Below are 13,048 nucleotides of genomic sequence, written 5' to 3'. Positions count from 1 at the left end.
TTCACCGAACCTCCACATCGTGTCACGGAGGTGAAGCAACCGGGACGAGGTACGCGGAGCCCTATCCTTGTCCCCGGCAAGGTCACGGCACTACCGAGCCCGGGGCTTCAGCCGTCCGCGACCGCCGCACACACCGGCCCCCGTAGCTCAGTGGATAGAGCAGGCGCCTTCTAAGCGCTTGGCCGCAGGTTCGAGTCCTGCCGGGGGCGCCACACCCGCCACGACCAGCGGGAATGGCGAGAAAGAGGGGTGTCCGCACCCCCTGGAAACCTACGAGGCCCCGGCGCGCCGGGGCCTTTCGCATGCCTGCGGGCACCCTGCGTCACCCCTCCCCGAGCGCGCCGCAAGGCGGCGGCAGAACCACGACATCCATTCGGAATGCAGAATTCCGGAAAGAAAAGATACCTACCTCCCGGTAACTTGACACTCTCAAGAAATGGCAAAGAAGGTTCCGGCCAACCACGCCTACTCTCAGGGCCCGGCCCCAGGGAAGAAGGTGCGTCGTGAGGTTCAGGCTGATCGGCCCGTTCGAGATCGAGACCGAGGACGGCGAGGTCCGGGGGGCGGGGACGCCCAAGGTGTCGCAGACCCTGGCCCTGTTACTGATGCGGGCGAACGAGATCGTGCCGGCGGAGACCCTGATCCGGGAGCTGTGGCAGGGCGGCGCCCCGCGCAGCGCCCTCAACACCGTGCAGACCTATATCCACCACGCCCGCAAGCTCCTCACCGAGGCGGGGCGGCCCGCCGATCAGGACCGGCTGCTGACGCTGCGGTCGGGCGGGTACATGATGCGCGTGGACAGCGAGTCCGTCGACGTCAAGGTGTTCGAGCGGCTGGTGACGCAGGCGGGGGCGGACCTGCGGGCCCGTCGGTACGAGAGCGCGGACGCCACCCTCTGCCAGGCGCTGGCGATGTGGCGCGGACCGCTGCTGGTGAACGTGCCCGCCGGTGATCTGCTGGCGAGCCAGATCGCCCGCCTGGAGGAGATCCGGGTGCGGGCGCTGGAGCTGCGCATCGAGGCGTGGGGGCTGCTGGGGCGGCAGCGCGAGTCGATCGCGGAGCTGCGGGTGCTGGTCCACGACTATCCGCTCAACGAGTCCTTCCACGGTCACCTGATCGCCTCCCTGTACCAGGCGGGGCGCAGGGCCGAGGCCCTGCAGGCCTACCGGCACATGCACCGCATCCTGCGCGACGAGCTGGGCCTGGAGCCGTCCGCGGAGATCCAGCGGCTGCATCAGGAGGTGCTGGCGCCGCCCGCGGCGTACGCGGAGAGCGCCGGCGAGCCGGAACCCCGGCGCCTGGCGTTAGAGCAGGCCGCGGGCGGCGGCCGCGCGAGCGTGCCGTCCGGCGGCCCGGACCGGCGAGCGGCGGGCGTGGCCGCGCCACGAAGACCTCCGCAGCGGACGGCGTCCATGAACAGCCCGCCGTCCGCGCCACCTTCCTGCCGTCGGCCCCGCACGCCGGGGGCGAACGCCTAGGACCGGCTGAGCGGTACCGCTGACCCCGCGCCGTCAGCGCTGGTCCTGGTCCGTCCAGATCCGGCTGCTCAGATCCGAACCGCGCAGCACCTGCACCCGCCAGGGGTCGATGCGCAGCACGTGGTACTTGGGGTCGGTGGGGCCCTCCCGCCAGAAGTTCAGCGGGTTGTAGCCGACGCCGGCGGGGCTGCCCTTGCGGTAGAGGTTCCAGGCGTAGGTCTTGGTCTCCTGGTCCTCCACCCACGTGGAGACGCTGTCGATGAACACGGCGTTCTGCCGGGGGTTCCAGTACGAATACGTGGTGTGCGGGTTGTTCGCCAGGTGCGCGACCTTCACCGGGGTCTTGTACGCGGCGAGCCAGCCGACCGGCTTTCCGTCGACCACTTCCCAGATCGGCAGCAGGACGCGGGCGCGCGGGCGCTGCTTCTTATCAACAGTGATCATGTTGCAATAAACGATGTCCCGAATGTACTCGAAGAACTTGTCCTCGATTTCGGAAAAGGACTCCACTTTTGCGGCCACGGCGGTTCCTCGGAAGTCGTCACAGATATAGATGTCGTTCACACCCGGTCCGCCCTCAGGATGCATGGCCGGGATCGGGGGTGGAAGAAGGCACTTTGAAGTCACCGACTCACCGCCGAGATACCGAGGTTGGGGCGGACAGCTGACGCGCTGGTCAGAGCCCCCGCGCCCGTCAGGGCGACCGCAACGACGGCTCCCCGGCCCTTCCTTCGGGTACATGGCCGCGGCCGGCCGGGCGTCCCCTGTGTCCCCCGGTAACGCATAATCCGGCGTGCGAAATCCTCAAGACGACCTCAAGAAACTCATGCCACCATGCCCCCGAGAACACTCTCGATGTGCTTTCTTGCGAACGGGGGACCGATGCAGTTCGGATTGCTGGGACCGCTCGAAGTCATTTCGGAGGGAACACCGGTCACGCTGGGGGGAACAAAACAACGCGCCACGCTGGGTCGTCTTCTGCTGCAGGCCAATCGCGTCGTCGCGACCCGGGAACTCCTCCAGGCGCTGTGGGACGGCGACGACGCGCCGGTCACCGCGCGCAAGATCCTGCAGAACGCGGTGTGGGCCCTGCGCGGCGCGCTCTCCGCCGGCCCGGACGGCTCCGGCACGGTGCAGCTGCTCACACAGGCGCCCGGCTACGTGCTCAAGGTGGATCCCACCCGGGTCGACCTCTTCACGTTCCAGCAGCAGGTGGCCGCGGGTCGTGCCGCACTGGCGGCGCACACCCCGGAGGCCGCCGCGGGGCTGCTGCGCGGGGCGCTCGACCTGTGGCGCGGCCCGGTCCTGGCCGACCTGGTGGAAACCGGGATCGCCTGGCCGGAGCTGACGGCGGTGGAGAAGTCGCGTCTGGACGCGATGGAGGACTTCTTCGAGGCGGAGCTGGCCTGCGGACGCCACCACGCGGTCCTCGGGCGGCTGGAGGCGATGGTCGACGGCGAGCCGCTGCGGGAGCGCTCCTGCGGGCAGCTGATGCTCGCGCTCTACCGCTGCGGACGGCAGGCCGACGCCCTCAACCTCTACGACCGGGTGCGCGCCTCGCTGGGCGAGGGCCTGGGGCTGATGCCGGGCCGCGGGCTGCAGATGCTCCAGCAGTCCATCCTCAACCACGACCCGTCCCTGATGGCGGCCGGCAGCCCCGCGCCCACGCCCGAACCGGCCGCTGTCGCCGCCGTTCCCGCGGCAGCCGGCGCTCCCGCCACGCCGGCAGCCGTCACGCCGGCAGCCGTCACGCCGGTGCCGGCCGCCGCGTCCACACGCCCGAGCACGGGCCGGCGGCGCCCCGATGAGGCCGGTGCGACCGAACGCATGCGGGTGAGCGCCCTGCTGGTGTGCGCCCGGCCGGCCGGGCGCAACGCCTCGAGCCCCGGGGCCGTCGACTCGGCGCTGGCCGGGCTGGCTTCGGTGGTCCGTGACGAGATCGAGCGCTGCGGCGGCACGTTCGTGGCCAACATCGGCTCCGTGACCCTCGCGCTGTTCGGCATCCACGCCGAGCAGGACGCCTCCGAGCGGGCGGTGCGTACGGCGCTGGCGGTGCACGAGCGGTTCGCCGCCGACCGGGGCGCCACGGTGGCCGCCGCGGTGACCAAGGGCCACGCGCTGGTGCGACGGCACCCCGGGGACGACGGGGACCTGGGCATCGACAGCTCACCGCCCTCCGTCGTCGGCACCCTGCTCGACGACGGCCGCACGCTGCTGGCGCAGGTGCCCGACGGCCAGGTGTGGGTCTGCGGCCCGACCCGTCGCGACACCTCCGGCGTGCTCGATTTCCGCCGGGTCGCCGGCCCCACGGACGCCTGGCAGGTGCTGGGAGTGCGCGGCGCGCCCAGAGTGCTGCGGGAGTACGCGCGCGTGGAGGCCGCCGGGGACTACGAGCACGAACTCGACCTGCTGACCGGGCTGCTCGACTGGTCCCGGCACCGCGCCCTGTCCCACCTGGTGACCGTGCTGGGCGAGCCGGGCTCGGGCAAGTCCCGCTTCCTGGCGGAGTTCGAGCGCCGCGCCGCCGGCGGGTACGCAACGGCGGCCCGGTTCGTGCGGGCGCACGAGCCCTCCGGGGGCGACCCGGGGCCGCTGGCGGTACCGGCCCAGGTCCTCGCCGCCTGCTGTGGCATCCTGCCCGGCGACTCGATCGACACCGCGCACGAGAAGCTGTCCGCCGCGCTCCGGTTGCAGACGTCCGATCCGGCCGCCCGGCAGCGGCTGGGCGACCGGCTGCTGCCGCTGCTGTCGGCCGTGGGAGCGGCCCTGCGCCCGTACGACACCGGCGAGGTGCTGGACGCCTGGCGGGAGTTCACGGCCGCGGCGGCTCGCGTGGAGCCGCTGGTGGTGGCCGTCGACGACGTCCACCTCGCCGACGACGCGCTGCTCGGCTGCCTCGAGTCGCTGGCGGACGCGCGGCCGGGCGACGGCGCGGCCCTGCTCGTCGTGGTCACCGCACGGCCCGGCCTGCTGGAGCGCCGCCCGCACTGGTCCGGCAGCAAGCGGCGCGCGGTCACCATCACACTGACGCCCGCCGCGGACGAGGAGGAGCGGACCCCGATCGCCGTGTGAGGCACGCACGCGTGCCCGGCGGCACCGGCACCGGCCTCCACACCCGCGCGCAGGCGGTGGTGGAGGCCGGTGTGCGGTTCAGCCGTTCCAGACGCCGGTGGGGGCCACGTCCCGCACGAAGGCGGAGAAGTCGCGCGGCGCGCGCCCCAGGACCCGCTCGACGGTGTCCGTCGGGGTGGCGTTCTTGTTGTCCCGGATCTGGGCGACGAGGTCGGCCACGAAGACGGCGTAGTCCTCCGACACCCCGAACGAGACCAGTTCCGCCACGTAGTCCTGGTGGGAGACCGGCACGTAGCGCAGGCTGCGGCCGGTGGCACGGGCGATCTCGTCGACGGCCTCCTCCAGGCTCAGCGCGCGCGGCCCGCTCAGCTCGTAGACCTGCCCGGCGTGGCCGTCGTCCAGCAGCGCGGCGGTGGCGACCGCCGCGATGTCCTCGACGTCCACGAACGGTTCCCGGCCACTGCCGGCCGGCAGGGACAGCTCGCCCGCGACAATGCCGTCGAGCAGGACGCCCTCGCTGAAGTTCTGCGCGAACCAGTTGGGCCGCAGCACGGTCCACTCGGCCCCGGACTCCTGGACCGCGCGCTCGCCGGCGATCAGGGACTTGCCGCCGACGTCCTCGGTGACCCGGGCCTGCAGCAGCACCAGCCGCCGCACCCCCAGGTACACGGCCTGCTTCGACAGGTCCCGGATGAGGCCCTCGGCGTCCGAGGCCCCCGGCTTGTCCTGCATGTCGACGATGTAGGCGGCCTCGGCGCCGGCCAGGGCCGGCTCCCAGGTGTCCATGTTGTCCCAGTCGAACCGGACCTCTCCGGAGCGGCTGGCGGCACGGACCTTCGCGCCGCGCTCCCGCAGTCCGTTCACCACTCGGCGACCGGTCTTGCCGGTTCCGCCCAGCACAACGATGTTCTTGTCGGTCATGGCAACAGCAGCCTTTCCGCAGTCGGGGTTCCGGGAATTCCGCAGGGGAGGGATTCCGCGGGGGAAAGAAGGCGGGGCCGGGCGGCGGCGGCAGCGTGCCACCGCCGCCCGGAACGGCTCCAAGGGGTGGAGCCTTCAACGGCTCCAGGGGGTCGGATCAGAGGAACAGGGTGTCCGGCGCGAGGCCGAGGATGGCCCGGCCGTGCACCTCCTGGTTGGTCCGGAAGGCGAACAGCGCGTGCAGCGCCAGGCCCTGGATGTCGCGGTGGTACCGCTGGAACGGCACGTCCCGCATGATCACCGAGGCGCCGCTGGCCTCGAAGAGCTCGTCCACGGCCTCCTTGGCGAGCTGGATGGCGTAGGCGGCCTTGCCGCGCACCGCCGCCCGCTCCTCGAGCGAGGGCGCCGTGCCGGCGTCGGCGTGCCGCTGGAGCAGCCGCAGCCAGGTCTCCTGCAGCGCCTCGGCCGCCGCGATCTTGTTGGCCGCGCCCGCGACCTGGATCTGGGTGACCGGCGACTGGCTCTGGTCGGTCCAGGAGGTGTACGTGATGCCGCGACCCGGCAGCCGGTCCAGGAACAGCTCGTACGCGCCCTGGGCGATGCCGATGTAGGCCGAGGCGCCCTGGGCCATGAAGAACGGGATGAAGGCGTAGTTGCGCCCGGTGGCCCCGGTGTTGGAGCGGTCGCCGGTGCTGCCGTCGAGCACCTCGAGCAGGCTGACGACGCGGCGGGCGGGGACGGTCACCGCGTCGGCGGTGACGGTGGAGCTGCCGGTGCCGGCCGCGGCCGAGGTGTGCCAGTCGTCGGCGATGGTCAGCTCGGAGAACGGCACGAGCGCGGCGAACGGGGCGGGCGTACCGTCCGGGCCGGGCAGCAGAGCCGCGAGCAGCGCCCAGTTCGCGCCGCGGGAGCCGGAGATCCACTTCCAGCTGCCGCTGAGGGTGAAGGCACCGTCCTCGGTGGGCGTCAGGGTGCCGGTGGGGGTGAAGCCGGTGGAGACGCGGACCGAGCCGCCGGCGTACACCTCCTCCTGCGTCCGGTCGGGGAAGAGGCTCGGCACCCAGGAGCTGGACACCCAGATCATCGACACCCAGCCGGTGGCGCTGTCACCGCGGGCGATCTCGGCGAGGATCTTCACCTGGTCGGCGACCGGCGCCTCGAGGCCACCGAAGCGGCGCGGGACGTTCAGCTGGAAGACCCCGGCCTTGTCGAGCAGCTCGATGTTCTCCTCCGGGATCCAGCGCCGCTCCTCGGCCTCGGCCCCGCTCTCCCGGAGCGTGGGGACCAGGGCCTTCACCTCGTCCAGTACCGCGGCAACGGCGCTGTCGGTCGTGCTCATCATGCCTCCTGGGAGTCTTCGTCCCGTCTGCCGACGGATTCGATGGAGTAAAGCGGAAAGCATTCGCAGGAGCGGGAACCGGAACGCCCCTGCTTTTCCTTGCACTTATTCTTTCGCCCCCCAGTCATGAACCAGTAACAACCCTCTCTCAGGCCTCTCTCGAACCTCTCTCGACCCGGAAACCAAACAGCAACCACAAAAAACCGGCTGTGGGCCGGAATTACCGGGAACGGTAATTCCGGCCCACAGCCGGTGACATGAGGAAGCGCCCTGCCCCGGGCATCTGGTGCGGCCGGGGCAGGGCGCCGAAGGGGTGGGCTCTAGCGAGCCCGGTGGGTACGGCTCACGCGTCGACGGGCTCGCGGACCGGGCCGGCCTCGGCCGGGGCCGCGTCCGCTGCGCCGGAGCGGCTGCGCAGACCGAACGCGCTGATGAAGGCGGCGAGCAGGGCGGCGGCCAGCGGCACGATCAGGGCCGCCTGGTATCCGTCGAGCTGCTGGGCGGGCGACGTGCCGTCCGTGGCCGCGATCTGGACCGCGGTCACCGCGGAGAGGCCGAGCGCGGCACCGAACTGGAAGGAGGTGTAGAGCAGACCGCCGGCCACACCCTGCTCCTCCTCGTCGATGCCCTCGGTCGCCACGATCGTCAGCGGACCGTAGGCCAGGGAGAAGGCCAGACCCAGGATGATCAGGCTCGGGAACATCGCCAGGTACGTCCAGTCCAGGCCGACCGGCAGGAACAGCGCGTAGGACAGCGAGGCCAGCAGCAGACCGCCGAAGATGACGCGGGCGTTGCCGAACTTGTTGACCAGCTTGGGCGTGAGGGTGGGCGAGAGAATGGCGTCGATGCCGATGACGATGAGCGCGAAGCTCGTCTGCAGGGTCGACCAGCCGCGCAGTTCCTGAAGGTAGAGCACCGCGACGAACTGGAATCCGAAGAAGCCCGCGGCGAAGAGCAGTCCGGCGAGGTTGGCGCGGATCAGCGAACCGTTGCGGAAGAGGCCCAGCCGGATCAGCGGGGCGGCGGACTTGCGCTCGATCAGGACGAAGACCAGGAAGAACAGCAGGCTCGCGGCGACCGTTCCCACCGTCACGGCGGCGGACACGTGGGTGGCCCGCTCGACGGCGAAGACCAGGAGCAGGATGCCGGCGGTGACGCTGATGGCGCCGCCCAGGTCGACGCCCTGACCATTGCGCTCCGGGCGGGGCGACTTGGGGATGAGGGCCAGGGCGGTGATCAGGATGAGGAGGGTGAGGATGACCGGGGCGAAGAACACCCAGCGCCAGCTGGCCGAGGCCAGCAGGCCGCCGACGACCAGGCCGATGGAGAAGCCGCCCGCGGCGGTGCCGGAGTAGACCAGCAGGGCCTTGTTGCGCTGCGGACCCTCCTCGAAGCTCGTGGTGATGATCGACAGGCCGGCGGGCGTCATGAAGGCGGCCGCGACACCGGTCACGAAGCGGGCCACGATGAGCATCCAGCCCTCGGTGGCGAAGCCGCCCAGGCCGGAGAAGAGCAGGAAGACCACGAGCCAGAAGATGAACATCTGGCGGCGGCCGAAGAGGTCGGCCGCCCGGCCGCCCAGCAGCATGAAGCCGCCGTAGCCGAGGACGTAGGCGCTCATGACCCACTGGAGCATGCCGGTGGACATGTCCAGGTCGGCCCGGATCGACGGCAGCGCCACGTTGAGCATGGCCACATCGATGCCTTCGAGGAAGATCGCACCACACAGCACGAACAGCACGCCCCAGGCGCGCCCGCTCATGCGGTCGGTGCCGCTGCCCGATGTCGATTGCAGTGTGGACACGGAAGAGCTCCTTGCGGGGACGGAAAGAGTGAGGACGAGGGGGGATCGCTCGCGCGGCCGGACGCATTCCATGAGGACTCCTTGAGAGTTCCTTGAAAGCGGCGGCCCGCAAGGGGAGTTACGAGCGGATGCCCGTGGTTCCCTCTTGTAACCACTGGAATCATCGGGCAGGGTGAATCGCTATGGAAGAAGGCACTTTGAAGTCACCGACTCACTGCACGGGTACCGAGGCCGACTACGAGGTCCGGCAATGGGACGCCCGCGAGGGCTGCGAGGTGCGCCAGATCCTCGACCGGGTCGCCGACAAGTGGTCGCTGCTCGTGATCGCGTTGCTGGACCGTCGCAGCCTGCGCTTCTCGGAACTGCGCCGGGAGATCGACGGCATCAGCCAGCGGATGCTGACGGTCACCCTGCGCCAGCTCGAGCGCGACGGGCTGGTCATCCGTACCGTGCACCCCGTGGTGCCGCCGCGGGTGGACTACGAGCTCACCCCGCTCGGGGTGACCCTGCACGACACCATCCGCTCCCTGGTCATCTGGACCGAGGAGCACCAGAACGAGGTCGCCGCCTCCCGGGCGTCGTACGACAGCCGGTTGGCGGAGGAGGCCAAGGCCTCTTGACGCTCATGCGCGACGGCCGGAGGCCGGCGATTTCGATCCGTCGAAGTCGCCGGCCTTCCGCTTTTCCGGCCGCACGAAACTGCCGCTTCCGCCTCTGAATTGCAGAATCCGATTCCCTGGTCCGGACTTTCCCGAAAGGTTGAATTCCGGCTGGCGGGTTCCGAGCTTCCCACTTGTGCCCCTTTGGTGAATGCCATGGACGCCGACTCGTTCGAGGACGAGGGTCTGTCTCGACCAGTCGTTCCCGTGAAAACACGATCGAACGGCACGCGACCTTGAACGGGGGTAGCGAAAACATGCGTCGGACCCGACGAATACACCTCGCCGTCCTGCCTGTCACGGCAGCGGCGCTGCTCACCGCGGGCGGCCTGGGCACGGCCCAGGCCCAGTCCTCGGAAGGGCGGTCCGCCGATTCCACGGCGAGCTCGGCGGCACGGCTCACCAACGGCGCCCGGGTCGATTCCCAGAGCGCGGCGAAGGAAGTGGAGCGCTATTGGACGGCGGAGAGGATGCGCAACGCCATTCCGCTGAGCGACACCGCCGGAACGCCCGCTCAGGACAGACGACAGCAGCCCGCCGGCAAGGCGGGGTCCGTACCGCCGGCCGCGCCCTCCGCCGGAAACCGGGCGGACCTCCGCGTCACCGAATCGGCGGCCGTCGGCAAGGTGTTCTTCCACAATCCGCGCGACGGAAAGAACTACTCCTGTTCCGCCAGCGCCCTCAACAGCGCCTCGAAGCAGCTCGTCCTCACCGCCGGGCACTGCGTCCACGGCGGCAGGGGCGGCACCTGGATGACCAACTGGACGTACGTGCCGCGCTACCGCGACGGCAACCGGCCGTTCGGCACGTTCTCCGCCAAGCAGCTCCGCACGTTCAACACCTGGATCGACAGGAGCGATCTGGGCCGGGACGTCGGCATGGTGACCACCTGGCCGCTGAACGGGCGCAAGCTCGTCAACGTCACCGGCGGACACGGACTGAGCTGGAACTACAACCGCAGCCAGGACATCACGGCGCTCGCCTACCCCAGCAACAAGGGCGGCGGGAAGCTGCAGTGGTACTGCCAGGGCCGCACCTCGGCCGCCGGCTGGAACCTCAAGATCAAGTGCGGCTTCGGGCCCGGCGCCAGCGGCGGACCGTGGCTGCGCCAGTACAACAACAGCTCGGGCCTCGGCTACGCCAACGGCGTGATGAGCACCCTGCGCAGTGACGGCTACAACGAGAGCCCGTACTTCGACAACGGCGTCAAGGGCATGCTCGACGCGCAGGGCGGCGTCACCTGACGCGAAGTCCCCTTCCTCGCACCATCGTTCCCCCGTCCGGGCGGCGGTACCCTGCCCGGACGGGGCTCACCCGTTTCCGTCCCGTCCCGGGAGGTACGCAGTGGAACGCTCCACCCTCCGCAAGCTCCTGGCCGTCACCGTCACCGTCGCCGCGGTGGGCGCGGCCGTCGCCCTGAGGTCCGGCCCGTCCGAGCGTCCCGCGGCACCGCCGGACGCGAGCACCAGCGGGCACCACACGGGCCAGGACCCTGCCTCCGCCGAGGCCTACTGGACGCCCGAGCGCCTGCGCGAGGCCCGGCCCGCACCCATGCCGATGCCGGGCGAGGACGGCTAGCGCGCCACCGGCCGACCGGACGCGTCCTGGCGCCACCACCGAGCCGACCGGACACGCCCTAATGCGCCACCGAGCCCAGCCAGAGGGTGTCCCGTGCCCGGGTCATGGCTACGAAGAGCTGTGTGCGGGAGAGTTCCTCGCGCTCGAGGGCGATGTCGTTCTCGCCGGCGGGCGACGGGCGGGGGGCTGGATCGTGGTCGGGCAGATAGACGTGCTTGAACTCCAGGCCCTTCGCCCGCCGGTAGCTGCCGAGCTTCACGGCGGCGACCGGCCGGCCGTCGTAGCGCTCCAGTGAGCACAGCGGGATGCCCGCCTGACCGAGCAGCCGCTGGTAGCGGGACGTTTCGCGGCGGGTGCGGCACAGCACCGCCGAGTCGGGCCAGTGGTCCTCGCCGGCGGCCCGCAGGGCGGCCAGCAGAGCCGCGTCGTGCTCTGCCGGGGTGACGGAGACGGACCGGACGACCCGGCCGCCGGGATAGGTGAGGTCGACGTCGCGCAGACCCGCCAGACGGGTGCCGTCGATGTCGTCGAAGGCGTCCTCGGCGACGACCGCGAGGGCCGCGTCGAGGATCCGTTTGGCGTTGCGGTAGTTCGTCCGCAGCACCTGCCCCCGGTCGCCGCGTACGTCGATGCCGGCGTCGGACAGCCGGAAGCCGCCGGGGTAGACGGCCTGTTGGCCGTCGCCCACCAGCAGCAGGCCGTTGGGTGCGTCCCCGACGAGCGCGTGCAGCAGGCGCACGCCGACGAGCGTGAGGTCCTGCACCTCGTCCGCGATGACCGCCGCGTAGGGGGAACGGCCCGGCCGGGCGCGCGCCTCGGCCAGGGCCAGGCTGAGGATGTCGTTGAAGTCGTGCACGCCGCGCTCGGTCCGCACACGCTCGTACTCCTCGTACAGGGCCCAGACCGCCTCACGGTGCGGCCGGCGCAGGGCGGCGCGGCGACGCTGGCGGCGCAGGGTCGCGTACTCCTCGAATCCGGTGATGCCCCGGCCCTTTATGACGCAGTCGATCTCCTCGTGCCAATAACGCGGGCAGGGGTCGAGGGTGGCCAGCACGCTGGGCCGGCCGCGACGCAGCCAGGCCCTGCTGAACGCGTCCTCCACCCGGCCGCCGTGCAGCCGGTGGGGGATTCCGCGTTCGGCGAGGAATTTCCGTGCCCAGGAATGCAGGCTGCGGAATTCGACCCGGTCGACGACGGCCGGGGACATGGCCCGCAGAAACGTGCTCTGCACCCTCGGCAGATTGCTGGCGAACGTCACGTACAGAATCCGCCCGGTCGTGCGCTGCGCGAGATGGGCGGCGCGGTGCAGCGCCACGACGGTCTTGCCGGTGCCCGCCGGGCCGCTGACGCGGGCCGGGCCCGCCCAGTTGCGCCGCACGAGGGCCACCTGGTCCGGGTGCAGGAAGGTCATCCACTGCTCGATGGGCGCGCGGCGGGCGCCCTCCAGGGCCGCCTCGCGCAGACCGGCGATGTCGAAGAGGGCGTCGTCCGTTTCGGTGTCCGAGGCGGTGTCCGAAGCGGCGTCCCGGCCGGTGTGCCCGTCGACGCGCCCGTCGCGCGACGGGCGGTCGGAACCGTTCCGGTGAACGGGCGGACCGTCCGGCACGTACGAGCCCTCGTACGCCGGGAACACCACCTCCAGATGGTCGGCGATCGCACGCACCATGGCCGCGGTGAGCCGGGGACGCTCGGCCAACAGCGCGGGCCCCACCTCCCGCTCGCCCAGCAGCCGCACCCTGTCCAGCGCACCGTCGAAGGAGCGGCCCGCGAAGACCATCAGCGGCTGGACCGCCACGGGCGACAGGCCGATGGACGCGAGCGCCACTTCGGCCACCCGCGTCACGGCCAGGAGCTTGCCGATCTCCCCGTCCCGTCGCTGCCGTCCGGCCGTGAGATGGCCGTCGGAGGCGCCGGGGACCGCCCGCCAGTTCTTGACGTCGATGACGAACACGCCGCCGGGCCCCACCAGCAGCATGTCCACGTTGGCCGCGCGCGTGCCCGGCCAGCGCCGGTCCACCAGCAGCCGCCAGCCGCGCCGGGTGAGCATCAGCAGCTGGGCCGCGACCTTGCGCTCGCCCTCGCTCGCCGCCTCCCACCGCCGGGCCTCCCGTTGCGCGGCCCGCAGCTGCTCACGCAGCTCGCGCTCGTGCCGCCGGGCTTCCTGAGCCCTGTTCGATGCCGAACCACCAGCCCTCAT

General features: G+C 71.2%; 10 protein-coding genes and 1 tRNA gene. 6 read left to right on the top strand and 5 right to left on the bottom strand.

Annotated elements, in window-relative coordinates; genetic code table 11:
* Positions 1-136 precede the first annotated feature (136 nt).
* Together ACIG36_RS01360 and ACIG36_RS01355 are read left to right on the top strand one after the other, a co-directional pair.
* A tRNA-Arg gene (locus ACIG36_RS01360) sits at positions 137-212 on the top strand.
* A 291-nt stretch (positions 213-503) separates the two neighbouring features.
* Positions 504-1,478: a BTAD domain-containing putative transcriptional regulator gene (locus ACIG36_RS01355; RefSeq protein WP_399920004.1), complete on the top strand. Its 975-nt coding sequence runs from the start codon at positions 504-506 to the stop codon at positions 1,476-1,478.
* A 33-nt stretch (positions 1,479-1,511) separates the two neighbouring features.
* On the opposite strand, the gene ACIG36_RS01350 is transcribed toward ACIG36_RS01355, so the two are convergent.
* A complete protein-coding gene (locus tag ACIG36_RS01350; protein WP_399920000.1) occupies positions 1,512-1,922 on the bottom strand; it encodes a pyridoxamine 5'-phosphate oxidase family protein in 411 nt (136 codons plus the stop codon).
* 438 nt (positions 1,923-2,360) lie between these two features.
* Between ACIG36_RS01350 and ACIG36_RS01345 the strand changes: the two genes are divergently transcribed.
* On the top strand, positions 2,361-4,550 hold the full coding sequence (locus ACIG36_RS01345; RefSeq protein WP_399919997.1) for a BTAD domain-containing putative transcriptional regulator: 2,190 nt from the start codon (positions 2,361-2,363) through the stop codon (positions 4,548-4,550).
* 78 nt (positions 4,551-4,628) lie between these two features.
* Here the strand turns inward: ACIG36_RS01345 and ACIG36_RS01340 are convergent, their stop codons facing one another.
* From ACIG36_RS01340 to ACIG36_RS01330, 3 genes are all read right to left on the bottom strand, one after another.
* Positions 4,629-5,471, bottom strand: coding sequence for an NAD(P)H-binding protein (locus ACIG36_RS01340; RefSeq protein WP_399919994.1), 843 nt, complete (start codon positions 5,469-5,471; stop codon positions 4,629-4,631).
* Between the two features lie 157 nt (positions 5,472-5,628).
* Positions 5,629-6,810, bottom strand: a complete 1,182-nt coding sequence (locus tag ACIG36_RS01335) for an acyl-CoA dehydrogenase family protein (protein ID WP_399919991.1) — start codon at positions 6,808-6,810, stop codon at positions 5,629-5,631.
* A gap of 343 nt (positions 6,811-7,153) precedes the next feature.
* On the bottom strand, positions 7,154-8,572 hold the full coding sequence (locus ACIG36_RS01330; protein WP_399922108.1) for an MFS transporter: 1,419 nt from the start codon (positions 8,570-8,572) through the stop codon (positions 7,154-7,156).
* A gap of 224 nt (positions 8,573-8,796) precedes the next feature.
* On the opposite strand from ACIG36_RS01330, the gene ACIG36_RS01325 reads away from it, so the two are divergent.
* From ACIG36_RS01325 to ACIG36_RS01315, 3 genes are all read left to right on the top strand, one after another.
* On the top strand, positions 8,797-9,234 hold the full coding sequence (locus tag ACIG36_RS01325) for a winged helix-turn-helix transcriptional regulator (protein WP_399919988.1): 438 nt from the start codon (positions 8,797-8,799) through the stop codon (positions 9,232-9,234).
* Between the two features lie 296 nt (positions 9,235-9,530).
* Positions 9,531-10,517 (top strand): trypsin-like serine peptidase, encoded by a 987-nt coding sequence (locus tag ACIG36_RS01320; protein ID WP_399919985.1) that lies wholly within the window; start codon positions 9,531-9,533, stop codon positions 10,515-10,517.
* A gap of 100 nt (positions 10,518-10,617) precedes the next feature.
* Positions 10,618-10,851: a hypothetical protein gene (locus ACIG36_RS01315; RefSeq protein WP_399919981.1), complete on the top strand. Its 234-nt coding sequence runs from the start codon at positions 10,618-10,620 to the stop codon at positions 10,849-10,851.
* Between the two features lie 58 nt (positions 10,852-10,909).
* On the opposite strand, the gene ACIG36_RS01310 is transcribed toward ACIG36_RS01315, so the two are convergent.
* Positions 10,910-13,048 (bottom strand): UvrD-helicase domain-containing protein, encoded by a 2,139-nt coding sequence (locus ACIG36_RS01310; protein ID WP_399919977.1) that lies wholly within the window; start codon positions 13,046-13,048, stop codon positions 10,910-10,912.

This window comes from Streptomyces sp. NPDC053048 (assembly GCF_044547045.1).
GTDB lineage: Bacteria > Actinomycetota > Actinomycetes > Streptomycetales > Streptomycetaceae > Streptomyces.
Note: the sequence above shows the minus strand (reverse complement) of the source record. Positions and strands in the feature narration are given on the sequence as shown.